This window comes from Mycoplasma sp. 246B (assembly GCF_054353935.1).
In genome coordinates, this window is record NZ_JBTHHM010000006.1 from 1 (window position 1) to 26,991 (window position 26,991).

Below are 26,991 nucleotides of genomic sequence, written 5' to 3' on the forward strand. Positions count from 1 at the left end.
TAATAAAACAAAAAGATTAACAGAATTAATTGTTAATCTTTTTGTCCTACTTTAAATTTCTTTGTTTTTTTTTTTTTTTTGTATTCTAAATAAAGAAAGGATTATAATGCTTAAAGCTTTGCAAAAACTCAATTTATCTGCTGCTATTTTGTCAGTTATTACTATAACTTTATGAATATTAACAACTATTTTATATCCTATCAAACAAGTTATTGATAGTAGAACATACAATGCATTATTCATAAATATGTTTAATGTTATTCCCACTTATGCTTCTATAACTGTAATAAATGTAGTTATTTATTTAGTAATATTCATCTTAATTATAATAATTTTTATATTATCATTTAGTCAGGAAGCTTCTGAAATCGGAAATATAAAAGTTATGATATTTGTTAACCTTGGATTAATAATTTTTTCACAATTTTTTGCTTGAATCCCAATGATTTCTTTATCAGCTATGTTTATTCATATTGCTATTACAGTAATGTTATTTATATCATCAATAGAATTAGAAGATATAATTAAGCAACAGACATTCAAAAAGACAACAACAAAGATGCATTTCAAAAAGTTTTGGCATAGTAGAAATTAATTTTGCTCAATTTTAGTATTTATGCATTTTTGCTTTAATATAATCAAAACAAAGTATTTCTTGATAAATTGCTTTGTTTTGATTATATTTAATATTTATACACAAGATATTAGATATTTGGTTTAGTTATAATATAAATGACTATCCTAGAATAATATTAAGTTTGAAAAAATACATATAATACAAACAATTAAAGTCTATATAGAATAGTAAAAGACCAAATAAAACAACACAAAATTGTGTTGTTTTATTTGGTTAAAAAATTAAAGTCATAATACTCATACTTATAAAAAGAATCAAATTCTTTTTTGTTAGAGAAATTCTTATTAAAATTAAGTTGGTATAATGGTGATTTATAGTTATTTAAACATATTTGATTATATAAAATAAAACTCTTATAATTACTCAATTTATAATTTTGGACTTTTTTATATAAATCAAAATGATTTTTATAAATTATTCTAATGTTATTTATATTTAAAAGTTTTACTGATTCTTTATACATCTTCACCCATTTTAAAATTAAATTAACATTCATTTTAAAGTCGGGTTTAGTATATATCATTTCTTCCTTTAAAAGTTCAGAAACAAACCGATAATTATAATTATTTTTATCTTTTACTTCATAAAAATATATATATTTAACTACTAAATCTTCTATAATATCTTGTCTTTTAAACATATATTACCTTTAGTTTTTAAAACAAGTCGTTTTAGCGGTTTAATATCACCTCTAATATCATACTCACTTAATGCTTGATAATATTCTTGTTTATAATCTGGATCTATATATAAAATATCCAAATTATGTTGAAGTTGCATCAAGAATAATATTGCTCTTCCTGTCCTTCCGTTTCCATCACTAAAAGGATGTATTTTTTCAAAATTACAATGATATTCTAAAATATTTTCTAATTTTTCGGTTGTTGTTTTTATTATATTTTCAAATTTAGCATTTAAGTTTTGTAATTTATATTCTACAACCGAATAATCACAAAGTCTAACATACGAACCACTAATTGCAACATTATGTCTTCTAAATAATCCTTTATTTTCTATAATATTATTCATTATAATACTATGAATTAGTTTTATTGTTTCATTATCTATTTTTAAATTATTATAATTATCCAAAATATATAAAATTACTTCTTTAAAATTTAGTAACTCATACACTTCTCTTAGTTTTTTAGTACTGTATTCATTAAAATTTATTTGTTTTTGTGATAATAATTCCTTTGTTTGTTGATATGTAAATGTATTATTCTCTATCACGCAAGAACTATGAGTTAATTTTAAAGCGAGTATTTCAATTTCTTTTTTGTTTTTTTTCATCTTTATTTAATTATATATAAAAATATTTAATAATAAAGCAGTAAAGTAGGACGTCGGGGTGGTGCTCCCGAGCGTCATTCTTTAATATTTTGCTTCAGTTTTTTTTTTTTTTTTTGTATTATTAAGTTATAAAGAAAGGAAAAATGAAAAAAATATCTAAAACTTATAATTTATCATTAACATCTACGATATTAAGTTATGTTATCATCTTATTTATAACACTTGTTTTTGTCTTTTACTTAGCAATGATATTTGGCGGTTTTCCATATGTATATATTGTGTTTTTGGTTTTTGTTATTCTATCTATATTAACTTATATACCAGTGCTTGTTTTAAATACAATAATATTTGGTTACCAAATTAATAACAAAGAAAAACAAGATATAACTTATTATTCTATATCTATATTTGTTCTTACTTTACTTGTTCCGGTTTTATTTGGTTTATTTATTATCCCTGTAGCAATATTAAATACTATGTTATCTACTAAGATTAATAAAAACTAACAATTTAAGTGAGAAATCAAAACCATTTGAACAAAAAGCAATATAAAACATCACAATGTGATGAACCAAAATGCAATCTAAAAAGCTACACTATAAAAATTAAGTTATTGTGTAGCTTTTTAGATTGCATTTTGGAAATAAGTATAACCACTTATTTTTTACTTGCTCCCATTATTAACATTAATAATTGTAATAATATCGATGCTGCATTAACAAATAATCTTATACCAACACTTAATGCATATTTAAATTGAAAATTAGAATCTGTATAGACCACATAATTTAATTCTTTACGTACTTGATATATATCAGCTGCTGTCATCGCTGCAATCAATACAATAGCAACTGCTGAATAATATCAAGTAATACCAAAAACAAATATTGATATAAAAAACATTACAATTAAAGCAATTGATAATACACCTATGAAAGCATATAAGAATTTTATTTTAATTACTTCAAAATAACCTATTAATCCAAAAACTCCAATAATTAAAATTGGTAATAAACTTATTCCTAGAAATCTAACTGTATCTAATTTATAAACTTGTAAAAAGAAAAATAAAATTCCCGTAAATATTAGTATCCAAGTCCCTAACTGAAACAAATAATAAAAATAAATAAATTTACTTTTAATTTTATATAAAAAACCTGATACAAGCGATAAAACAAACAATGCTGCTAAACCTACTCATAACATTATAAGTGCTATTTGGGGGTTATTATTTCTTCTTAAAAAATATTGAATCACTAACGAAATTGTTATAACAAAAGCAAAAGAAAAACCTAATACTGCTAATGAAATTCCTCATAATTTTGCCTTCTTTTTTCTTTCAATATTTATATCTATTTCGATTCCTGATGCATTTAAATTTATATCGTTCATATTACCTTTACCTTTCCTCTTCATTAATATTTTCAGCTGTTAATTTTAATTCATATGGACATGTTAATAATTTTTGATCTTCGCTAAATTGCACATATTGTGATTGTTGTGAGTTGTATCTACGATTATATTCACTTCCGTCTAAAAATTTCACTTTTAACAGCGGAACATTTAGAATATCACGTTCTTCAGCAGGTTTGGATAGAATAACCACAGGATATAGTTCTAACTCATAACCTGTTAATATATTTTTCTTTATCATCTTTATTTCTTCTTCTCAAAAGAAATTAAGAATATTTTGATAATTATGTTTTAATATATCATTCTTTTCTTGATCAGTTAATTTTTGATATTCTACAATATCTTTATTAAATAAATCATTAAAGTATTTATAAAACTCTTCTTCTTTAAACAAGTCCTTTTGTACTTTTTTATACTCACTTAAAAATAAATCGAATAATCTTAAGTCTTCAGAAAAACCAAAAATATAATGAGATGTTCGACCACATTTGTTACATTTTGCAGTTACATATGATGCCATTTTTTCTCCTTTTGTAATTATATAATAAATTATAAAATATTGTTATGTTAAACTTTGAAATAGAACATCTTGGTGAATATGATTATATTGCTGGTTGCGATGAAGTCGGTCGAGGTTGTATCGCCGGACCTTTAGTTGTTGCTTGTGTGATGCTTCCAAAAAATTATCTTAATAAAGATATAAAAGATTCTAAACAAATTGCACCAAACAAAAGAATTCAACTATCTAATCTTATTAAAGATATTGCTATAGAATATAAAATAAAATTTTATGATGTTTTTGATATAAATAACTCAAATCCAAAAGCAATATCAAAACTCGGAATGAAACAATGTATTGAATCATTTAAAAAAACACCCCAGATAACGATTACAGATTATGAAAAAATTGATCTTGATATTAGACAAATAAACTTGGTTAAAGGTGATAATAAAGCTCTCTGTGTCGCTGCTGCATCCATACTAGCAAAAGTTGCAAGAGATGAATATATGATGAATTTACATAAAATACATCCTGAGTATTATTTTGATAAAAACAAAGGATATCCTACTAAAGAACATTTGCAAGCCTTGAAATTATTTGGTATATTAAAAGATTATCACCGAATTAAATATAAACCTGTTTTAAATTTAATACAAAAAAAGAACTAATCTTGTTCTTTTTCTTGCTCTGTTGAGAAGATTAAATCATCAACACTTTGATCACTTGAATCACTTTCTGATGAATTATTATGTTCAGGTGGTAATTCAAGATGTTCAGCTATATAAGATATTTCTTCAGCAATAATTGTTTCCTTTTGAAGCAATAATGTTTTGATTAATTCTAATAATTTTGTATTTTCTGAAATTGTTTGATATGCACGACGTTGTGCTTCTAAAATAATCTTTCTTATTTCTAAATCAATTTCATGACTTACTTGGTTAGATAAAGATGAATTTGTAGCAAGGGTTTTTCCTAAAAACGGACTTCCTTTTTCTTCATGATATTTTATCGGACCTAAATCACTCATTCCAAATTCTGTTACCATACGACGAGCAATGTTTGTCGCTTTATCTATATCATCAGAAGCACCTGTTGAAATATTATTTTTTCCATAAATAAATTCTTCTGCTGCTCTACCACCCATAAATGAAGCAATAGATGCTAAAAGTTCTTCTTTAGTATAATTATATTTTTCATTTTCAGGCATCATTAAATTATAACCACCTGCTTGCCCACGTGGGATAATGGTAATTTTTTGAACTTTATTACCTCCTGGAATTCTTATCCCTACAACAGCATGCCCTGCTTCGTGATAAGCAACTGCTGTAAGTTCTTCTTTAGTAATTGTTCTTGATTTTTTAGCAGGTCCAGCCATAACACGATCAATTGCTTCATCTATAATTTCTAAAGTTATTAAATCTGATTTTTCTCTTATAGATAATAAGACTGCCTCATTAACAACATTTTCCAATTGAGCACCCGAAAATCCCGGAGTTCTTCTTGCGATGTTTGAAAACAATACATTTGATGCAAATCTCTTTCCTTTTGCATGAAGTTTTAGAATTTCTTCTCTTTCTTTTATATCAGGTAATCCAACTGTTATAACACGGTCAAAACGACCAGGTCTAGTTAAAGCAGGATCTAGAACATCAGTCCTATTTGTTGCAGCAACAAATAAAAGTCCTGAGTTTTCTTTTATCCCATCCATTTCAACAAGTAATTGGTTTAATGTTTGCTCTCTTTCATCGTGTCCACCACCTATACCTGATCCACGTGTTCTACCGATTGCATCTAATTCATCTATAAATATAATTGCTGGTGCGTTTTTTCTTGCTTCTGCTATAACTTGTCTTACCCTTTTTGCACCCATACCAACAAATAACTCAACAAAATTAGAAGCAGAAACAAAGAAGAACGGAACATTTGCCTCACCTGCCGTAGCTTTTGCTAATAAAGTTTTTCCGGTTCCGGGAGGTCCACCTAATAATATGCCATGTGGCATTCTCGCACCAGAATCTTGATATTTTTTGGGATTTTTTAGATAATCAACTATTTCAGAAATTTCTTCTATTGGTTCTTTGTTTCCTGCTATATCACTAAATTTTTTATCAGATTTGATTATTTGAGCCGGATTTTTTTCTCCAAATGCTCCACCTTGACCTGACATCATTTTTGCTTGAGCTCGATATACAAAATATATTATTCCAATCAATAACAATGTTGGAATCAAACTAATAAATAAATTTAAAGCAACATTTGGTTTTGGTGCCTGCACTCCCACTATCCCTTGTGATGTGTCACCAAAAAATGCATCTGATAATTTAATATTAGAGTTTATATCTTTTAAAATTGATTCAAATAAGTTATAACTTCCATAGATAACAAAATTACTTTGTATAATAGAACCATCAACCACTTTTTGATTAAAAGTTGCAGATATTGTATTAGAAAAACTATCAACTCTCATTTGTGTAAAATAAGTTGAGTGGTTTTTATCAGAAGCAGCTGCAACTACTTTTTGAGCTAATTGAGTTAAACTAATTGTTTTTTCTTTAGAACCTAAAAAACTTGTTATTAGAAAATAAAGAATGATTGCGATTATTATAATACTTATAATCGTTCAAAATACTGATTTTCTGTTTTTTGAAAACATTTTTCTCCTTTATATTAAATTATAAATTGTTTTTCTTTATTCTTTTGCAATTATTTTTCCTTTTTTCTTCCGTAGTTTGTTTTTATCATTTAATTTAAATTCACTTGTTCTATTTTTTGAGAGTATAAATTTTTCAATCGCTTGTATCTTTTTGGATGATAATTCAATATTATCAAAATTTGAATGTATAAATTTATATATTAATTCTTGTTTGTTTAAAAAAAAACGAAATATTTCCTGAGCAAAATTTGATTCTAATCATATTTTATATTCTTTTTCAGTTATTTGATTATTTTTGTGTATTTTTCTGTTTTTTAAATAAATATTAATTAATATTAGTATTTTTTGAAATTTGGACAATAATTTATTTTTATTTCTTTGAATATTTCTTAAATATTTATTCTGATTATTTGTATAATCAATATGAAAAGGTATATTATATTTTTTACATTTTTTTAGTATAGTTTCCTTAAAATAACGAAACAGAAATGGTCTATATATATTCATATTAAATAAATAACTTTTTTTTCTTATCCCTAATAAAGAAAATGTTCTGTTACTTGCTAATTGCATTTGTGCTGTTTCTAAATAATCATCTAAATTATGTGCAATATAAAGTATATTACGATTATATTTATAATAAATTTCTTTAAAAAAGAAATATCTTTTTTCTCTTGCTCAATCTTGAAAATTCCCTGAGATATAATCACTTTTATTTAAAACTAGTTTTTCTAATTTAATTTTGTTTTTATTACAAAAATCTGTAACTATTTGCTCATCTAAATAACTATCTTCCCTTTGATTATAATTAATATACGCAACAACAACATCTAAATGTTTATACTTATTTAACATATACATACTATCAGGTCCGCCACTAACGGCTAACAAAATTTTTTTATATTCCATTGTTCTTTTGGTTAAACTTATTCATTACTGTTTTTATATCATTAAACGCATATGAGATTGCTGCTTGTGCTGAAATATTTAAAATAGGTTTTAATATTTCAAATTCTTCTTTTGTAAATTTTCCTAGTACAAAATCCTTTAATTCTCCTTGAAAAGGGGTTTTTATTCCTATACGAAGTCTTTTAAATTCCTGAGTCCCTAATTGGTCAATTATATTTTTAACACCATTATGACTTCCGCCAGAACCACCTATTTTAATAGTTGCTCTTCCTAGTTCATAATCTTTTTCATCGTGAATTACCATTACGTCCTCTGGTGATATTTTAAAAAAACTACACATTGAAGAAACAAAGCTACCTGATAAATTCATAAAGGTTTTTGGTTTTGCAATAATTAAATCATCGATTTTTACAAAATCACCATTAAATTTTGTTTTATTTAATGATATATTCAATTTATTACAAATTTCATCTATTACTAAAAAACCTGCATTATGTCTTGTATATTTATATTCAATCCCTGGGTTTCCTAAACCTACTATTAATTTCATATTAATCCTTCAATAAAATCTGCATATTTGTATATATTTCTTTTTCTTTTGTAAATTGCGGAACTAAAAGTTGTGAATATAAAAATTCAGTTGGAGAAAATATTCATATTTCATTTATTGCACGTGAAACCGCTGTATAAACAAGTTTTCTGTTTAACATATGTTTAAAATTATTATTTATTATAAACATTACTGCTTTTGTTTCACTTCCTTGAAATTTATGAACTGTTATAGCATAAGCTAAATTAATTTCAGCATTAAATTCTTCTTTATTATAAATAATTTTTATATTTTTATTTCCTTGTTTAAAAGTCACTGTTATTTGACTCTTACCATCAATTATCTTTTCATCAGTTATATATCCTATATCACCATTTGAAATATTTTTATCATACTTATTAACTAATTGAATTACTTTATCACCTATTTTATAAATAACTTTATTATCATTAAAATTAGTTCAATGAATAATTCTTCCTTTTGGATTATAAAGTTTTTGTATCAAATTATTTATTTTGTTTATCCCATATAAGCCTTTATACATAGGACACAATATTATAGAATCATTAATACCATATTTATTTAGAATTCCTTTATATATATTAACTATATCTTTTTCGAAGTTTTTATAAATAACAAAATTAACTTTTTCTTTCTTTATCGAATATCCCATTCAATCATTTCAGTTATTTTCAAATGTTAGAATCTTATTAAATATATTTGTTTCAGAAGGTAAATAATCTGTTGATACAACCTTTTCATAGAGTTGTTCATTTATATAATTTCTTTTAAATAACTCTTTAATATATTCTTTTATATTTTTTATATACCTGATATCTTTATAATTACCAAGAAAATTTATAAAATCGACATATGATTTAATTTCTAACGAATCACTTCTATAAAATTTTTCTAATACTGTTGTTTTTATTTTTTTACTATTTATTAAATCATTTAATATATAACCAGGCCCTATTGCAGGAAGTTGATCCTTATCGCCTAACAATACTATTTTTTCCAAATTTGGACAATTATTAAGTAGTTTATAAAACAAATTTATATTAACCATACTAAACTCATCAATTATTATAACTTTTGCTTTTTCTGCATCTTCGTTTTCTAAAACTTCTTCTTTATCATCTTTTATTTTTAAAAAACTATGAATAGTTCTTGCATAAAAATGTCCTTTAGATGATAAATTTGAAGCCGCTCTACCTGTTGGTGCTAAAATAAAAAAATTAGATTCAATTTTATAATCGTTTTGTTTTAAGGTATTATAAAAATGTTTTATCAAACTACTTTTACCTGTTCCGGGGTTTCCCGAAATAATTGAAACATTATGATTTATAAAAGCAAAGTATGCGTCTCTTTGTTCGTTTGATAAATAATTTAATTTATCTTCAGATTCTTTTTTTAGTATCAAAGGTTCTTTTTTATCTATTTTAACTAATTTATCAACTATAAATTCTTCTTTTTTTTGCATTTCGACACGACAATACATAAAATGATCATTAATTAAATATTTTAATTTTGTAAGTTCTTTTAACCTGTTTTTTACCTTTTCTTGGTAATCTGGTAATTTTTCTAAGGACATCATAGTCAGTGTTTTATCAACAATTTCTTTTGAATTTATATAAGTCGAATTATTGTCTTCTAAATCTATAAATGCTGTATGAATAAAAGCATCTAATCTTTCTTCGCACAACTGATTTCAACCAAGCAAAATCGCAAAACGATCTATGTCATATAAATTGTACGAATCTTCAAGGTAAAGTTTATACGGATTAAGTAATTTATATTTTTTTATAAAATCCTCTAAATCTGTTTGATATTTAATTTTTAGAAAAGTATATAAATTTACTAAATCATTACCATAAAAAAATTCAATATTTTTTCTATATTCTTCTGAATCGACAGATGCGGCATTTAACACTTTTTTTACTGAATCACTATTATGTTTATAATATTTAACAGAATTTTCTATTTGAACATCTGAAAGAACACTTTTTAAAATTTTGCTATTCTTTTCTGGATCTTCTAAATAGTCAAAAAACTTCCTTCCAAATTGTTCAAATATTTTTTTTGCTGTTATTTTTCCTACTTTAGGTATCTTTTCTATATGTTGTTTTAATTCAACATCTATATCAACATACTCAATAACAGGTATATATGATGTAAGTTTTATTCCTTGTCTATTATCTTTGTAATTTGATATTTCATAAGTTATTTCATATTTTTTATATAACTCAGGAACATTTTTTCTTGCATAAATTGCTTTTTTTTGTTTTTTTTCTGTTGATTCAAAAATCATAAAAGCTCATCCTTGACTAAAACCACCAGAAATTATTTTTACAAACTTCCCTGTTTCTTTATAAATTGAATCATTTTTTTCTTTCATATATTATTAAATTATACTTTTTTATTTTATATTTAAATGGTTTTAAAGATTAATTATTAATAGACTTATCAACATAATATATTCGATTTTTTATTAAGTTATTAACAATTTAAAAAAATGTTGTTAATAAGTATTAATATATCTATATTTTAACAGTAAAAGTTGTGAATAACTTTTATATTTGCTTGGTATTTTATCATTATTTTTAATTATTCTTGTAAGTGTATATTATTTACTTTATAATTTAAATTATGAATGATGAAGTTGTTAAAAACATAAACAATTATGAAGATGTTAAACTCGATTCATTGACTGAACAACTTAAAAGTTATTTAAGGAACGAAATAACAGACAATGTTATTTGAAAGTCTTTCTTTTTTAAGATGAAAATCATTGATTTTAGTAGAAACATATTAGTTATATATATACCACTAGAACAAGAGCAATCACTTTTAGGATTAAATGGTTTTTATAAAGAAATTTTTGATAAAGCAATAAAGGAAATATTTGGAACACAAGTTTTTTATAAATTAACAATAAAAAACAAAACAGAATATCAAAAAGAAACAGAAGAAGAACAAAGAAAAATCAATTCTAAAGTTATCACAAAAGAAGAAAAGAAAAAATTATCAAACAACTTTGTTCGAAATCAAACATTTGATAATTATTTAAAAGATGGTTTTAATGAAGAAGTTGTTGAAATTTGTCAAAATTTAATTAACAATCCTTTTGGTTTGAATACTTTATATATTTTTGGTAGTTCTGGTATAGGAAAAACCCACCTTTTACATGCGATAGGAAACGAATTTGTTAAAGCAAGTAAAAAAGGTTATTATATTTCTCCAAACTCTTTCACAAGACAAATTTCTTCTTTATTAATGTCAAATGAATCTTTAAAGATTTCTAACTTAATTAAGTTTTTTACAGAATTAGATTTAGTTGTTTTTGATGATTTTCAACTTTTTGGTGATGGACAAAAAAAACAAACTAAAAATTTCATATACGAAATTATAGATGGAAGAATCCAAAGCAATAAACTTACAGTAGTTGCTGCTGAACTTAATATACATGACTTAGAAAATAAATTTGATGACAGACTTATAACAAGATTGGAATCTGGTTTAATTACTAAAATTAAAAATCCAAACGAAAAAGAAATGTATAACTTATTGGGTTTTGTTCTTAATTTAGAAGGTTTTGATTTTCATATATTAGATGAAAATTCAAAACAATTTATAGTTAAAAATCACTTTAGTTCAATTCGTGCTTTATTGGGTGCAGCTAAACGTGTTTCTTTTTCTCGAAACAAACTTATTAATACAAATTATGTTTATGATGTTATTCAAAAAATTTTCGCTGATGTTGTTAGACAACAAGTAGAAATTAATTCAGAAAGTATTATTAAGGCTGTTGCTAAATATTATCGAATATCTGAAAAAGATATATATGGTTCATCTAGAAAAAAAGAAATAGTTGTTGCAAGACATATAGCTATCATATTAGTGAATAGTTTTCTTTCTCTTTCATCCACAGAAATAGGAAAGATATTCAACAAAGATCACACAACCATATTAAATGCTATTAAAAAAATTAACAATGACGGATATGACAAATCAATTCAAAAAACTATCGAACAACTTTCTCGGGAAATCCGTGGTTTAAAATAAACATTTATACATAAATAAATAAGTTGTTAATAGTTCAAAAAGTTAAATTTTTAAGGTTTTTATAGCTTATTTTATGCTTTTTAGTTTTTAAAGCACTTATTCACAAGAAATTATATAAATAATAAGAGGGAATTTATGAAATTTACAATATCAAAAAATGTTATTGATAATAATATAGATTTTTTATGTTCTTATAACGATAATAATGATGCTTTTGTTCCGTATCGTGGTATTTATTTTAAAATAGATGCAGATAAACTTGTTTTGATTTCAGCAAAAAATAACTTAGCAGCTAGAATTATAATTAATGTAGATGAAAAAGATTTATCAGTAGATGAAGCAGGAATATTTTTAATTAGTTCAAACATATTAAGAACCATAATTAAAAAAATGGATAATAGAATAACATTTGAAAGTTATGGACAAAATATAAAAATTTATGACAAAACAACTAAATATACATTAACACAATTAAATTCTGATTCATATCCTTTTATCAATTTCGATTTAAAGAAAAATCAATTTACTATAAAATCAAAAATTTTAGAAGAAGCAATTAATAATGTTTCAATATCTACTTCACAAGGAACAAACGAAAGATTAACTGCTCTTTTATATAAATGTATAAATATAAAAAATACTGATATAAATAAACTACGTTTGACAGCTACAGATAGTTTTAGATTATCAAGTTTATTAATAAATATAAACAAAGAAATAAATATAAATGTTATTATTGAGGCAAAAAATTTAAAAAAACTTATTTTCAAAGATATGCCAGAGGAAATTGTAGTGTTTTTTGATGAAGAAAAAATTGGTATATCTGCTGATAACTTAGTTATTTTTACTAATTTAACAAAACTAAATTATCTTGATATAAATAATTTTATAACACCTGTTTTTTCTAAAACATTAAGTATAGAAAAAGAAGAATTTTTAAAATTAATAAATAAGGTTGTTTTTTATAACTCTGATAAAGTACGTAGATTATCATTTTTTATAAATCAAGAAGAATTAAAACTAAGTTTTGAAGTCCCTGAACTTGGTATATCTCAAGCATCAACAAAAAATATTACTTATAATGGAAAACCTTTAGAAATGGATATAGATTTTCAATTTATTAAAGATGCTGTTTCTGTATTACCAAACGGAAAAATATACTTAAAAATAAACGAGACAAATGATCGTATTTTTGTTCTTTCAGATGAAAACAAAAATCATATACAACTAATTACTCCTATAAGAAGGTATTAATATGAATATAAAAATAAAAGGTGAGTTTATCAAACTGGGACAATTTCTAAAAAAAATAGAAGAAATAGACTCGGGTGGACAAGCAAAATTATATTTACAAGAAAATAACATAAAAATAAACGGAAAAACCCCAGAAGGAAGAAGTTCAAAAATATATATAAATGATATTGTTTGAGTAAATAATGATGTATACAAAATAACAAGTATTGATTCAGAAATATAAAATCTAAGATAATTCTTAGATTTTATTTAAAAAGTCATATTTATGGCAAAAATACGGAAATAATTTCTTTTAAAAACAAAATAATTCAGTTTTTATTATTAATTAATAAAGATAATAAATAATTTTTCTATAATTAATATTATAGGAGGATATTATGAAATATGACGTTGTTATTATTGGTGGTGGTATTATCGGTGCTTCGATAGCATATGAACTATCACAATATAAATTAAAAATTTTGCTTTTAGAAAAAAATCCAGTTTTTGCTGATGAAACATCTAGAGGTAATTCAGGAGCAATCCACGGAGGTTTTGATCCAGAACCAGGTAAAGTAGAAGCAAAATTAAATGTTTTAGGTAATCAATTATGAAGAGAAAAAATATTTAAATATTTAGATTTTCCTAGAGCACAAGTTGATTCGTTAATTTTAGCCTTTAATGAAGAAGAAATGGAACATGTACATATGCTTTATGAACGTGGAATTATAAATAAAGTTCCAGCAGAATTCCTGAAAGTTCTTACAAAAGAAGAAGTTCTTAAAAAAGAACCTAATGTAAACCCAGAAGTTCGTGGAGCTCTTTTATGTACAAGTTCATGAGCAATAGATCCTGTTCGAGCAACATATGCGTTTTTAGGTGCAGCAGAAAACAACGGTGTTGAATTAAGAAATAATGCAGCAGTTAAGGACATCAAGTTTGATGAAACAGATTTTAAAATTCATATAAATAAAAAAGAAGTAATAACTGCTTCTGTTGTAATTAATGCTGCTGGACACTATGCAGACATTTTAGCCGAAAAAGCAGGTTATGGTGATTTTAAACAAACAACCAGACGTGGTGAGTATAGAATTCTTGCACGTTCTGAAGGTGGTGTGGTTAATTCTATATGCTTTAAAGTTCCTACAATTCACGGAAAAGGCGTTATCGTTGCACCTATGCTAGATGGGCATGTAATGGTTGGACCTACAGCAGAAGAGGGTGTTCCAAAAGATCAAACTCGGGTTGTGACAAAAGAAAAATTTGATTATATCGGTCAAATAGGAACACAAATTATTCCTTCACTTCGTTTAGATCGTACTATTATGACACTTGCCGGATCGCGTCCAATTGACATAGAAACAAATGATTTTGTTATAAGACCAGCAAAGAAAAATGCAAGATTTATAAATGCAGCAGGAATGCAATCACCAGCTATTGCTTCTGCTCCAGCTATTGCACAAGAAATAGCAAAATTAGTAGAAAAAGCAGGATTGGAATTAGAAAAAAAAGAACATTTCAATCCTAAATACAAAGTTAGATTTTAAAAGGAAGATATGATTAGTAAATTTAAAGGACTTACATACAAACAAATCATTGCTTTAGTTATTTTAGCAGCTTGTGATGTGTTTGTAATTGCAGCTCCATATTATATTAAAAATATAATACCTAATTTACACACATATTTGAATATACGTGAAGATCAAGTTGCTTCCCTTACATCGATAATAGGATGAGTTACCTTAGTTACTCAATTACCGGGGGGGTCCTTGCCAACAAATTTAGTTCAAGATGATTGTTGTTTATAGCAGTATTTTCAACAGGAATAATAACTTTTTGGTTTGGTGGGGTGATTTGAAACTCAAGTACATATTCAAAAGAAAGTGTGTTTATTCAATATTCAATTATATTTGGATTATGAGGTGTTTCATCAACATTAGTATTCTGAACACCCTTATGAAAACTTGTTTCCCAACAAACAACTAAGGAAAATCAAGGTTTAGCATACGGGATACAAGGAACAGCAAACGGTTTAATCGGATTATTATTTGTGTTCTTTATTGGAATTATGATTACTACATACTGAGCACCAAAGGATGTTAGTTCACATATACCATTTTCAACTTATGCATTCTTAATAGCATCATTTTTAGTGGTTACATCAGTGCTTGTATTAGTTTTAGTTCCTGAAAAACCAATGCAAAAGAATAATGATAAACTTTCTTGAGCAAAGGTTAAAAAGAACATTTTAGAGGTTTATAAAGCCTTAAAAAACTGAAAATTATGAGCTTTATCATTATTTGTAATGGGTATGTATACTTTCCAAAGTGTCTTTGCTTACTATTTGTTACAATTGATTCAAAATTCATATTCAGCACCCGTAATACTTGTAACTGTTTTGGGTGGATTAAGAACATATGGACTTAGAACGATTGTATCAACATTTATAGGTCGTTGAGCAGACAAATTCAGAAGTTATATATTATTCTTATTAATTACAACAGGAATAGGTATTATTGTTTTAGGAATTATTATTCTACTGGGATTTGCACCTAAATCAGCCTCTGTTGCTGTGATAGTGATAAGTAGTATTTTATACTTATTAGCAGGAATTTTATCTTGAGCTATGGTTACATTAAGATATACACAAGTTGGTGAAATACATATTGAAAAGAATTCTTATGCTTCATCGATTGGGATTTTATCATTCATTGGATTTTCAACAGATGCTTGATTATATAATGTAACAGCTGCAGTGGGTAAAAGATATACAGAAAATAATTCGACAAATACATCTCAAACAGGATATCAAATTATTCTTGTGATTACACTTGCAATAGCGATTATCGGACTAATTGCAGGTGTTATAGTTCATATCGCTAACAGTAAAGAACTAAAGAAACTCGGAAAAACAAATTATAGATGGAGAACATTAGAAAATGCTTAGTAAACAATTAATTTTAGGACACAGAGGTTATTCGGGTATTGCACCTGAAAACACAAAGTTGTCATTTGAAATGGCATATCAATTTAATTTTGATGGAGTTGAACTTGATGTTCATTTAACAAAAGATAAAGAACTTGTTATCATCCATGATGAAACAACAAATCGAACATCATTGACATCGAAAGAAATTGAATTTACAACATTAGCAGATCTTCGTAAAGATGATCATTCAAAATTCTTTAAATTTAAAACTCAACCACAAACAATTTTAACCTTAGAAGAATTTTTAGATGCATATATAGACAAATTTAAAGTAATTAATGTGGAAATTAAAACCGATCAAAAAGAGTATAAAGGGATTGAAGAAAAATTACATAAATTATCCGAAAAATATGGTGATAAATACTTTGAAAAAATAGTATTTTCATCATTTAATTTCCAAACCTTAAGAAATATGCACAAAATTTCTTCAAAATACCGTTTAGGATTTCTTTTTTGAACACAAACACAATTTAATTCTATTTCTGTTACAGAGATTAAAGAAATTTGCGAATTCTTAAATCCTTGATGGGTTTTATATGATAAAGATAAAGAAAAATATAAAAAAATCAACTTACCTTTGATGTTATGAACATTAAAAGACAAGAAGAAATTTGATGAATATGCTAATGATTCATTGGTTTATGTTCAAATAAGTAACTATAAATTCGAAAAGAAATAATAGAGGTTATATGACAGATAAATATATTATTACACTTGATTCGGGTACCACATCATGTCGCACATTAGTAGTCGACCATGATGGGAATATAAAAGCAAGTGCTCAAAGTGAATTTACTCAATATTTTCCTAAATCAGGTTGAGTAGAACACGATCCACTTGAAATATGAAATACACAACTTTCAACTATGCAAAGTGCTAAACATGCAGCAAAAATTAAATCTCATGATATTGCAGCATTAGGAATTACAAACCAACGTGAAACAGTGGTTTTATGAGATAAAGAAACAGGATTACCTGTATATAACGCGATTGTTTGACAAGATCGTAGAACAGCTGAATTTTGTGACACCTTAATAAAAGATGGTAAAGAAGAAATGTTTCGTTCTAAAACAGGATTAATTATTAATCCATATTTTTCAGGAACAAAAATTCGTTGAATCTTAAAAAATATTAAAGAAGCTCAAGAAAAACTTGCACAAGGAAAATTGCTTGCAGGAACAATTGATACATGACTAATATGAAAATTAACAAACGGAAAAGTACATGCAACTGATGTATCTAACGCTTCTAGAACATTGTTATTTAATATTCATACACTTGATTGAGATCAAGAAATTTTAGATTTATTAGAAATACCAAAATCAATTCTTCCTAAAGTGAAATCATCATCAGGACACTTTGGAGTGGTAAGTCCATACCATTGATCAAATAAAGCGTTAGGACAAGTTCCTATTACAGGTGTTGCTGGAGATCAACAATCAGCATTATTTGGACAATTATGTACTGAAGTTGGTATGGTTAAAAATACTTATGGTACAGGATGTTTTACACTTGTAAATACCGGTAATGAGGCAGTTGATTCAAAAAACAAACTTCTTACTACTATTGCTTGAAAACTAGGTGATCAAAAAGTTGTTTATGCCCTTGAAGGTTCGGTTTTTGTTGCCGGTGCAGCGATTCAATGGCTTCGTGATTCGGTTGGATTGTTATATAACGCAGCAGAATCAGACTTTTTTGCTTCATTAGTAAACGATGATCAAAGAGTTTATGTGGTTCCATCATTTACTGGTTTAGGAGCACCATATTGAGATTCATATTCTCGTGGAGCAATTTTTGGTTTAGAACGTGGAAGCAAACGTGAACATATTATTAAGGCAACCTTAGATTCTATTGCTTATCAATCAAATGATTTGATTTCGGCGATGCAAAAAGATTTAGGTAAACCAATTGTGGTTTTAAAAGTTGATGGAGGTGCATCTAATTCTAACTACTTGATGCAGTTTCAAGCTTCAATTTCAAATTTAAAAGTTGAAAGACCTAAAAATATTGAAACAACTGCCTTAGGTGCTTCATATTTAGCTGGTTTAGCGGTAGGTTACTGAAAAGATTTAGAAGAAATTAAACAAATAAATCAAATTGACCGTGTATTTACACCATTATTTAGTCAAGAAAAGATTAATCACTTGCTTAAAGGCTGACAAACAGCGGTTAAAAAGACATTAAATTGAACTAAAGATATAGAATAGGAGAAATATGGATTATCATTTTTGATTAACGGTATTATCAGAATTTTTAGGTACAATGGTGCTTATTATTTTAGGTAATGGTGTTAATTACTCTGTGTCTGCAAGAAAAATGTTTGCAAATCAACCAGGAAAATGAACAGTAATTATTTTCGGTTGAGGTATAGCGGTTATGGCAGGTGTTTTAGTCTCAAGATCTCTTGGTGGTTTCGGACATTTAAATCCTGCTGTAAGTATTTATGGTGCGATAAGCAATAAAGATGCAACCTTATTGATATATATACCGTTTCAATTATTAGGTGCGATGGTAGGGCAAATAGTTTTAGATTTTATAAATTGAAAACACATTCAAGAAACAGAATTATCTGCTATACGAAGTTCACATTGCACCGGACCAGCATATGATAACAAAAAAGACAAAGCATTAATTTTTAACTTTTCTTATGAATTAGTAGGAACATTAATGTTGGTTGGAGTTATTTTAGCATTTAATCGTGGTGCAGCAGCAAAAGATGTTGCTAGTTTAGGTCCTTTACCTGTAACTTGATTAGTTGTAGGTATCGGTGCTTCTATCGGTGCCTCAACAGGATATGCTATTAATCCGGCACGTGATTTTGGACCAAGAATAATTTATTGATTCTTAGAATCGATAATGCTTAAAAAACGTAAAAGTGAACATATAGGAGCAAACTGAAAATATTCATGATTACCTGTAGTAGCACCATCATTAGCAGGAGCAATAATTGGACTGTTTGCGTTAATTCATTAGAAAGTTATTATGAAGAAAATATTAAATAACCCACAAAACATAGTTGATGAAATGTTAGAGGGTTTTGTAAAAGTTAACAAAAATGTTAAAAGAGTTACTGGATTTAATGTTATTTATAATCCAAACTTTGATAAAAACAAAGTTGCTTTAATTTCTGGGGGTGGTTCAGGACACGAACCAGCACATGCCGGATATGTAGGACAAGGAATGCTTGCAGCAGCGGTTGCTGGTGAAGTATTTACATCACCTACACCTGATCAAGTTGAATCAGCAATCAACCAAATAGACTCACAAGTAGGAACATTACTGATTATCAAAAACTACACAGGTGATAAATTAAACTTTGAAATAACTAAACAACTTGCACAAGCAAATGGAAAAAATGTTGAAAGTGTTTTAGTTGACGATGATGTTGCTGTTGAAAATTCAACTTGAACTATTGGTCGTCGCGGAATTGCTGGAACAGTTTTTGTACATAAAATAGCAGGTGCAGCAGCAGAAAAAGGATTAAATTTATCAGAAGTAAAAAGAATTGCAGAAAAAGTAATTAAAAATGTAAGAACATTTGGAATTTCACTAAATTCAATTTTTATCCCCACCACAGGTAAAGAATCGTTTTCTTTAAAAGAAGACGAAATAGAATTTGGATTAGGGATTCATGGAGAACCTGGAGTAAAAAGAGAAAGAATTAAATCATCAAAAGAAATAGTTAAAGAAATGTTAGATTTAATATTAAATGATTTAGATTATAGCAATTCTGATGTAGCTTTAATGGTAAATGGACTTGGTGGAACACCAGAAATGGAATTATATATTGCTGCTAATGATATTCATAATTATCTACAAACAAAGAATATAAATATTTATAGCAGTCATTTAGGTAATTTTATGACTTCCTTAGAGATGCAAGGATTTTCTATTTCACTACTTAAATTAGATTCTGAACTAAAAGAAATGCTTGATGCACCAACCGAGGTAAGAAATTGGAAGTAAAATATCAGAACTTAGTTGATGCGATGCATCAGATAAATATAGATTTGCAAGATAATCAAGATTATTTATCTTCGCTAGATCAAGCGATAGGTGATGGTGATCATGGATTTAATATGGTGCGGGGTTTTGTTAAAGTTGCTGAAATTAGACCTAATAACCTTGATTTAAGTGGTTATTTAAATCAAGTTGGTAGAACTTTGATGTCAGTTGTTGGAGGTGCTTCTGGACCTTTGTATGGTATGGCATTTTTACAAAGTGGAAATACACTTAGAGGAAGTGAGAAGTTTGACTTTGTTGAATTTAAAACCTTAATTAAAACCTTTGCAGCTTCACTTGAAAAACTTGGACGAGTTATACTAAATGAAAAAACAATGTATGATGTCTGAAAACCACTTGCAAGTTATTTAGAAAATAAAAATAACTTGCAGCAAGAAGAAAAAGATAACTTAACAGAGTTTGTCAAATCGCTTTCAGATAAAACTAAACAAATGCAAGCAAACAAAGGAAGAGCATCATATTTAAAAGAAAGATCGATTGGAACTGTTGATCCAGGATCTTATTCAAGTTATTTAATACTTAAAAACCTAATTAAGGTGCTTTAATGAAATTGTTTATTATTGTTAGTCATTATTTAAAACTTGCACAGACTATTAAAGAATACTTGTTAAAAATGTTGCCTATAAAAAAAGAAAATGTTAAAATAGAAGCAATAGGTGGGATAAATGAAGAATTAGGTACAGATCCTTTTAAAATTTTAGAAGTAATCAAATCTAATCCTGATATAAGTGAAATATTTATCTTCCCTGATTTAGGTTCTGCTGTATTATCAGCTGAATCAATGATACCTATGATAGAGGATAAAAAAGTATTTATCAGTAAGGGAGCAATTGTTGAAAACACATTTGCTGCATATGTTTTAGCCAATGCAGGTGCAGACTTTGAATCTGTTTGTCAAGCAAGTTTAGCACCTTTACAAAAATAAAACCAAGTTTATAAAACTTGGTTTTATTAATTATCAAATGGTTTAAAAAACCAAGGAAGTGGGTACATATTTGGATTTATTGCATTTATTTTCATCATATATGAAGCAAGAGATCTAGTGTTGTTTAATATTAATGGATTTTGTCCATCTCAGTTGATCCCAAAATAATTATAAAAGTTTTTACTATAGGTTCAACTTTGTAAAAATCTTAAAGGAGCACCAGAATTTATAGTAGAAATATAATTATTATCAGCACCCATAACACCTGTACCAGAATTACCGGCATTAAAATATGCAGGTGTATATCCATCTTGTCGGTTAAATCCGACATTTTGATCACTAAAGATAGCACGATTTAATAAATATCCATTTTCTTTTGCATATGGATAACCATTCATAACAAACTGAGCACGGACGGAGGTGAAGAATTCTAAATTTTGTCCGTTGGTATTAAGTTTTAATGGAGGTAATTTATATCAGTTTTCAAACCAAGCTGCTCGAACGTATAGTCCACTGTTATAGGCTTGTTCGATTACAGGTTTAATATCAACGATAGCAACTGTCATATCAGCAAATGCAGGATTTTGTCCATTTAAATCAAGTTGTTTTAAGCCTGTTCAAACTATAGCAGCTTTAATGTTTTTTGGTGTATAAACATCGTTTTGACCAGCATCAACATTGTTTGAATAGTTATCTAAAGCGATATTCATATATCTAGCTGCTTCAAAACGATTAGGTAAATTGTTTCCTTGCAGCGAATCTATATCGAATTTATTACCACCTTCAACATGGTTGTTAGTAATAATGTAGAATAAACCACTGTTTGGATCATCATTTACTTTTGCTAGCATTGTAGCAGTTCCACGAGAATAACCAAACGTTCTAGATTTTGCATTATTAACTAAATCTATATTGACATCATTTTCTTTTCAACTACGATGTAAGAATTCGTTATCTTGCAAATACCCATCATGTAGTTTAAAATCAACATTTTGGTTTGGATTATATCAACTTAAATCGTATGCTTTCGGATCACTTATGAATGTTATCGGTTCGTTTTCTTGGTTGTAATCTAATTTTGTATAATCAAAAATATTTGTTTTTACACCAAAATTTTCTTCAACATTGTTTTCATATTCAATATGTATTGCAGCAGCATTTGATGCAAGCAGAAATGCCTTGTTTGGATCAAATTCATCAAATTTATCACTGTTATAAAATTTTGCATCACCGATTCCGTATAAGTATCTTAATAAGTTACCTACAACTAATTTGTACTTTGCATCAGTTAACTTGAAAACAAAATTAATATCACCTGAGTCATTTAATGTAGCAGTCAATGAAAAAGGTATGTGAGGAAGTTCTTTTGAAACTTTTTCATAAAAAACATTAGATGTATGTGAATTTATAGTGATAGTTTTTTGAGTTTTTAATTTATCGTAATCTATTTCAAAATCATATCCACCTTTATTTAAGTGATCTCTATCAGAAATTCTTGATTTTCTTTTTGCGTTTTGAACTAAAACATTTCCAAAAAGATGTAAATATATTTTTCGATGGTTTGAATTATTGGATTCAAAAGTTTTAGCAAGATATTTAGATTTTAAAGTTCAATGAGCAGCATTATTTTCCTTGTCAAAAGTTCATAATGCATCTTTATAATATAATTCAATTTCCCTACTTCTAAAAATTGAATTTTTCTTGTATACAGTTGTTAAAGGTTTTTCTTTTGAAATATCTAAATCAACTTTAACTTCATTATTAGAGTTTCCTAATAAATATCATGTTCTACCGAAAATAGTTCTTCCTGGTTTCTTGTATTTTAAGGTTATATAGATATTATCGCCCGCATGAACAAGTTTATCAAGTTTAATATAATCTTTTGCAACCGTATAATCATTGTATGTTAGTGCTCTTGGATTTATGGTAATAAATTGATTAAAATTGCTTGCAGAAAGATTTTTAGCAACAAAGTTGCTTGATAAAGTTAAATCGGATTTTTTAATATTATTTAATATAACTTCAGGATATAATTTATCTTTATAATCGTTTTTTAAATTAACCAATGTGATAGAGTGATTAATATGATATCTTTTGTTTGTGTTTGTTTTATCTATAAATCCTAATTTAAATATCATCTTTCCGTATTCAGGATTTTGAACATCGTAGAAATAAATAAAATATTTTTTATTTATTTCATTCAAATTTAAATTATTTGAAACATCTGTTGATAAAGATATATCATCGTGATTGTATTCGTTTTTGTTGACATTTTCTTTTTTGAAATTATCACTTTCATCTTTAAATTCTTCGTTTTTTTCAACAGATACAGCCGTAGTGTTTTTAAAAGTAAGTAAGTAATTAAGCATTATCTGTGCATTTTGTCTCACTATATCAGTTGGATCTAAAACACTGTATTTAACTTCGCTGTGTCCTGTAAATTCAGCAAGGACTTTGCGATATTCAAAGTTTTTACTATTAATTTTATTAATGGTATCTTTATCTTTTTGATCAATTTCGTTATTTTCTCTTCGTGAAGGTGTTGGTTTAAAGTCATCATCAGTAAATTTGTTATTATTTTTAGGTTTAATATCGCGATATTGAATAGGTTTTCAATATTTGATATCTAGCGTTAAATTATCATAATCACTTTGATTTAATTTGATTTCATTACCATTTCCATCTTTAATTGAAAAAGTAATTAAAGCATTATTGGTAAAATGCTTACCTGCCGATTCGATAGTGGATGATTTAGCATATATCTGATATTCACCTATTTTAGGAAGTATATAGACATCATTAAATGTATCTTCAGGGTTCCTTTGGATAATTGAATAATTATTATGTGTGTTATTTAGGTTTTTGATTTTTATAAGGTTAAAGAGTTTTGAACCAGATTTATCCTTAAAAATTTCAAAAATCTTATCAAGTGCTTTTTGCTGTTTTTGTGTTAAATTATTAATTCTATCAAAATTTTGTGTTGTAAAACGAAGCGAGATTTCTTTTTTTAATTGTCCTTTTGTAACAATGAAATTAAATATAGCAGATGATTTAGTTGGATCTCCTGGATCGATTTCAAAAAGATGATTATTGGTGGTTTTTAAATCAACAGTAGTATCAGAAGATATATTATAATTAACTCAAGGATTGTTTTCTTTAAACCACATTAAAACAATGTTTTTTATTTGCATTGCTGAAAGTTTATTTGAATGATCTGCTGCATCATCAAGTAAAGGAAAATTTTTCTCGTTGTTTTTTGCTGTTGGTTCAACAAAAAAATCTTTATTATTAAATTGACTCTTTATTTTTTCATAAAAAGGTTCAATGTTATGTTTTCAAAATCATCATCTAAATAAACCTGCTTTTGTAAAAGCATTGTGGTATTCTTTGTATTGTCCATTGCTTCCTGTTTCGTTGTAATATTTTGTGTTACCTAAATAAATAGGGTTAACATAAAGATTTACAGGTTTATAATAATCGCTTTGTTTGAAAGCATTATTTAAGAAAATAGAAGCATCAAAAGTTTGATTATCTTCAGGTAAAAAATCTATTGAGTTTAAACTTGATACATTTAATGTTTTAATTATATGATTATTAAATAGTAGTTCTATATTCAAATTTAATTTATTATTTAAATCAAAGAAAGTAGTTGAATTTTCTTTGATTTTAAATTTAAAGTAGTTGTTAATATATGTTTGTTTGATAGATAAGTTATCTTTAAGAATTTGTAATGTAATAGCACTTTTTTTATAAAGACCTAAATTAAAATAATTAATATTATAGATTTCATCGAGATTTTTAATCGACGACTCATTAATAATGTTATTTACATCTTTTTCAGAATTATTAATTCTTAATTCGCTTGTTATATTACCATTTCAGTCATTATTTTTAGCAGATGTATGATAAGTTAAAATCAGTGTATTTTTATTATCATCTTTTAAATTTATATCAGTTAATTTATAATTAAATTGATTACTTTTTGGTTCTTGCAACCATAATTTTGCATTATTAAGATTAAAGGAAAGTGAAGTTAAATAACGATTTAAATCATATTTTGAGAGTCGATCATCAAGTTTTACATTAAGTTGTTTTTGTGCTTGTTTCTGATAATCATTGTTATTTTGATTATCTTTTTTATCTAATAATGAATCGAGTTTTTGCTTTCATAGAGCTAGGTTATTAATAAGTGTTTCCCTTAGATTCAAGATATGATTTAGATCGAATGTTTTAAGTTTTAAATCAGAAGTAAAAAACCTTAAAACAGCAGCAGAAAGTGAATTTAATTGATTTAAATCATCTTGACTGATATTGGATTTATCTAACTGTGATTGAGTGCTATAAGTTATGTTCAACTTGTTAAAAATATCTATAAACGAACTTAATTGATTGGTCTTTTGATTAATATCAGCAGCTATTTTTTGTGTTGATATATATTCATCAAGTTGCTTTTTTAAATCATCTGAAAAATTATTATTATCTTTGATTTTGTTAAACTCAGATAAAGCATTTTGGTAAACTTGATTACCATTTATATTATTTAAAAAAGAAGAAATTAAACTTATATATGTATTTAGTTTTTCTAGATAATTGTTATCTGTGGCTATATTTTCAATGTTTTTTAATAATTTTGAATTAGAAGCATCATCAAATGAATTTTTTGAAATTTGTTCATCTAATTTAGTTTTATTATCGCTGTTTATATAGTTAATATCATTATCTGTTTTTAATTGATTATATTTATCTAAAAGTATATTTAATTTTTCTTTTTCTTTGTTTAATTTATTTGCTCTACTTAAAAGTGTATTAATTTCATTGGAAATTAATACATTATCAATAGCATTAATAAATTGTGATTTAGTATCGTTTGTTAAAAGATTGAATGAAGTTATTTGATTTTTTGCTTGATTTTTAAGATTGTTTAGTTGAGTATTTGATTTATTTTTGTTTTTTAAACTATCAATTTCAGCATTTATTTGCTCTAAAATACTTTGGTATTGTATAGTCAATTTGTTAATATCATCAAACTTTTTTGTTGATATATTTAATGTGTTAAATTGTTCAAAATATTGCTTGAGTTCCGAAACATTTTGATGAGAATTTTTGATATTGGAAATTTCATCAAAAACAAATTTATTTGACTGTAAAATAGTCAAAAAAGAATTAAAACCGTTAATTCCATCTTGTTTTAGTAAAATTTGCAAAAATTTATCATTTGATAAATCATAATATGAAGAAAATTTACTTATTTCTTGTAAAAAAGTGTCATATTTTGCTTTAAATTTTACATAATTATCAATGGTAGAACTAATTTGAGCATCTTCATTAATAATTTTGTCCTTATATTCATCTATGTTTTTTGAATTCACACTTTTCAATTGATTAAGCAACTGGTTAATTGATTCATCTACATTTATATTTGAATTGATTAACGTAAAATATTTGGAACTATTTGCATCTGATAAATATGTTTTTAACTGTAAAACCTTTAAAAAAGTATTTTTTCAGTCCGCTAAATAATTTTTAAAAGATGTTAAAAACTTATTGAAATCTTTTTCTTTTACATCCTTTATAATCTTTCTTAAATCAGGCTTATATGCGTTTGTTAGTGTTGGTAAACCTTTTCATTCAATAGTTTGTTCTATTTTAATAACAGACTGATTTTGATATTTCTTTTGTGATTCTAATGTTAAATTATTATGAGTTAAACCCACTCCTAAACCTACTGCTGTTGCTAAAACAGCAGAAGATGCTAATGTAGCAGCAGTTATAATTATTTTTTTTTTCTTTTTCATAATT

At 26.1% G+C, this 26,991-nt stretch carries 24 protein-coding genes; 15 read left to right on the plus strand and 9 right to left on the minus strand.

Annotated features, from left to right (window positions below; all coding sequences use genetic code 4):
* Positions 1-106 precede the first annotated feature (106 nt).
* Positions 107-595, plus strand: coding sequence for a hypothetical protein (locus ACXYRR_RS02870; protein WP_458597758.1), 489 nt, complete (start codon positions 107-109; stop codon positions 593-595).
* Positions 596-842: 247 nt separating this feature from the next.
* Here ACXYRR_RS02870 and ACXYRR_RS02875 read toward each other — a convergent pair whose 3' ends face one another.
* Both ACXYRR_RS02875 and ACXYRR_RS02880 read right to left on the minus strand, forming a co-directional pair.
* Positions 843-1,277 (minus strand): hypothetical protein, encoded by a 435-nt coding sequence (locus ACXYRR_RS02875; protein ID WP_458597760.1) that lies wholly within the window; start codon positions 1,275-1,277, stop codon positions 843-845.
* A complete protein-coding gene (locus ACXYRR_RS02880) occupies positions 1,253-1,930 on the minus strand; it encodes a Fic family protein (RefSeq protein ID WP_458597762.1) in 678 nt (225 codons plus the stop codon). Before ACXYRR_RS02880 ends, ACXYRR_RS02875 begins: the two co-directional genes overlap by 25 nt.
* A 143-nt stretch (positions 1,931-2,073) precedes the next feature.
* On the opposite strand from ACXYRR_RS02880, the gene ACXYRR_RS02885 reads away from it, so the two are divergent.
* On the plus strand, positions 2,074-2,436 hold the full coding sequence (locus tag ACXYRR_RS02885) for a hypothetical protein (protein ID WP_458597764.1): 363 nt from the start codon (positions 2,074-2,076) through the stop codon (positions 2,434-2,436).
* Between the two features lie 151 nt (positions 2,437-2,587).
* Here ACXYRR_RS02885 and ACXYRR_RS02890 read toward each other — a convergent pair whose 3' ends face one another.
* Positions 2,588-3,322 (minus strand): MAG0110 family membrane protein, encoded by a 735-nt coding sequence (locus ACXYRR_RS02890; protein WP_458597766.1) that lies wholly within the window; start codon positions 3,320-3,322, stop codon positions 2,588-2,590.
* A 7-nt stretch (positions 3,323-3,329) separates the two neighbouring features.
* A complete protein-coding gene (locus tag ACXYRR_RS02895; RefSeq protein ID WP_458597768.1) occupies positions 3,330-3,863 on the minus strand; it encodes a hypothetical protein in 534 nt (177 codons plus the stop codon).
* Positions 3,864-3,907: 44 nt separating this feature from the next.
* Between ACXYRR_RS02895 and ACXYRR_RS02900 the strand changes: the two genes are divergently transcribed.
* On the plus strand, positions 3,908-4,513 hold the full coding sequence (locus ACXYRR_RS02900; RefSeq protein WP_458597769.1) for a ribonuclease HII: 606 nt from the start codon (positions 3,908-3,910) through the stop codon (positions 4,511-4,513).
* Here the strand turns inward: ACXYRR_RS02900 and ftsH are convergent.
* Genes ftsH through ACXYRR_RS02920 form a run of 4 tightly spaced genes read right to left on the minus strand, consistent with a single transcriptional unit; the run spans position 4,510 to position 10,355 of the window.
* Positions 4,510-6,498 (minus strand): ATP-dependent zinc metalloprotease FtsH, encoded by a 1,989-nt coding sequence (ftsH, locus tag ACXYRR_RS02905; RefSeq protein ID WP_458597771.1) that lies wholly within the window; start codon positions 6,496-6,498, stop codon positions 4,510-4,512. The genes ACXYRR_RS02900 and ftsH overlap by 4 nt on opposite strands.
* Positions 6,499-6,534: 36 nt before the next feature.
* Entirely contained in the window at positions 6,535-7,389 is an 855-nt protein-coding gene (gene tilS, locus ACXYRR_RS02910) for a tRNA lysidine(34) synthetase TilS (RefSeq protein WP_458597773.1), read from the minus strand.
* Positions 7,390-7,396: 7 nt separating this feature from the next.
* A complete protein-coding gene (gene pth / locus ACXYRR_RS02915; RefSeq protein ID WP_458597775.1) occupies positions 7,397-7,957 on the minus strand; it encodes an aminoacyl-tRNA hydrolase in 561 nt (186 codons plus the stop codon).
* Position 7,958: 1 nt separating this feature from the next.
* Positions 7,959-10,355: an ATP-dependent DNA helicase gene (locus ACXYRR_RS02920; RefSeq protein ID WP_458597777.1), complete on the minus strand. Its 2,397-nt coding sequence runs from the start codon at positions 10,353-10,355 to the stop codon at positions 7,959-7,961.
* A gap of 251 nt (positions 10,356-10,606) precedes the next feature.
* Here ACXYRR_RS02920 and ACXYRR_RS02925 point away from each other — a divergent pair, with 251 nt between their 5' ends.
* From ACXYRR_RS02925 to ACXYRR_RS02980, 12 genes are all read left to right on the plus strand, one after another.
* Positions 10,607-12,022, plus strand: coding sequence for a helix-turn-helix domain-containing protein (locus ACXYRR_RS02925; protein WP_458597779.1), 1,416 nt, complete (start codon positions 10,607-10,609; stop codon positions 12,020-12,022).
* A gap of 135 nt (positions 12,023-12,157) precedes the next feature.
* Positions 12,158-13,276: a DNA polymerase III subunit beta gene (locus ACXYRR_RS02930; protein ID WP_458597781.1), complete on the plus strand. Its 1,119-nt coding sequence runs from the start codon at positions 12,158-12,160 to the stop codon at positions 13,274-13,276.
* Between the two features lies 1 nt (position 13,277).
* On the plus strand, positions 13,278-13,499 hold the full coding sequence (locus ACXYRR_RS02935) for an RNA-binding S4 domain-containing protein (protein WP_458597783.1): 222 nt from the start codon (positions 13,278-13,280) through the stop codon (positions 13,497-13,499).
* A 154-nt stretch (positions 13,500-13,653) separates the two neighbouring features.
* Positions 13,654-14,802, plus strand: coding sequence for a type 2 glycerol-3-phosphate oxidase (glpO, locus tag ACXYRR_RS02940; RefSeq protein WP_458597785.1), 1,149 nt, complete (start codon positions 13,654-13,656; stop codon positions 14,800-14,802).
* Positions 14,803-14,811: 9 nt separating this feature from the next.
* The gene (locus ACXYRR_RS02945) at positions 14,812-15,063 is read left to right on the plus strand and encodes a hypothetical protein (protein WP_458597787.1); all 252 of its coding nucleotides are present in this window, start codon (positions 14,812-14,814) and stop codon (positions 15,061-15,063) included.
* On the plus strand, positions 15,054-16,202 hold the full coding sequence (locus tag ACXYRR_RS02950) for an MFS transporter (protein ID WP_458597789.1): 1,149 nt from the start codon (positions 15,054-15,056) through the stop codon (positions 16,200-16,202). Before ACXYRR_RS02945 ends, ACXYRR_RS02950 begins: the two co-directional genes overlap by 10 nt.
* Complete coding sequence (locus ACXYRR_RS02955) at positions 16,195-16,923, plus strand: glycerophosphodiester phosphodiesterase family protein (protein WP_458597791.1); 729 nt, start codon at positions 16,195-16,197, stop codon at positions 16,921-16,923. The genes ACXYRR_RS02950 and ACXYRR_RS02955 overlap by 8 nt, the downstream gene beginning before the upstream one ends.
* 10 nt (positions 16,924-16,933) lie before the next feature.
* Positions 16,934-18,451 (plus strand): glycerol kinase GlpK, encoded by a 1,518-nt coding sequence (glpK, locus tag ACXYRR_RS02960; protein ID WP_458597793.1) that lies wholly within the window; start codon positions 16,934-16,936, stop codon positions 18,449-18,451.
* Between the two features lie 7 nt (positions 18,452-18,458).
* The gene (locus tag ACXYRR_RS02965) at positions 18,459-19,217 is read left to right on the plus strand and encodes an MIP/aquaporin family protein (protein ID WP_458597795.1); all 759 of its coding nucleotides are present in this window, start codon (positions 18,459-18,461) and stop codon (positions 19,215-19,217) included.
* Positions 19,218-19,226: 9 nt separating this feature from the next.
* Complete coding sequence (dhaK, locus tag ACXYRR_RS02970) at positions 19,227-20,210, plus strand: dihydroxyacetone kinase subunit DhaK (RefSeq protein ID WP_458597797.1); 984 nt, start codon at positions 19,227-19,229, stop codon at positions 20,208-20,210.
* Complete coding sequence (gene dhaL / locus ACXYRR_RS02975) at positions 20,201-20,812, plus strand: dihydroxyacetone kinase subunit DhaL (protein WP_458597799.1); 612 nt, start codon at positions 20,201-20,203, stop codon at positions 20,810-20,812. Before dhaK ends, dhaL begins: the two co-directional genes overlap by 10 nt.
* On the plus strand, positions 20,812-21,192 hold the full coding sequence (locus ACXYRR_RS02980) for a PTS-dependent dihydroxyacetone kinase phosphotransferase subunit DhaM (protein WP_458597801.1): 381 nt from the start codon (positions 20,812-20,814) through the stop codon (positions 21,190-21,192). The genes dhaL and ACXYRR_RS02980 overlap by 1 nt, the downstream gene beginning before the upstream one ends.
* Positions 21,193-21,218: 26 nt before the next feature.
* On the opposite strand, the gene ACXYRR_RS02985 is transcribed toward ACXYRR_RS02980, so the two are convergent.
* Positions 21,219-26,987 carry an MGA_1079 family surface serine endopeptidase gene (locus ACXYRR_RS02985; RefSeq protein ID WP_458597802.1) on the minus strand — a complete coding sequence of 1,923 codons (5,769 nt, stop codon included), beginning with the start codon at positions 26,985-26,987 and terminating at the stop codon, positions 21,219-21,221.
* Positions 26,988-26,991: the final 4 nt, after the last annotated feature.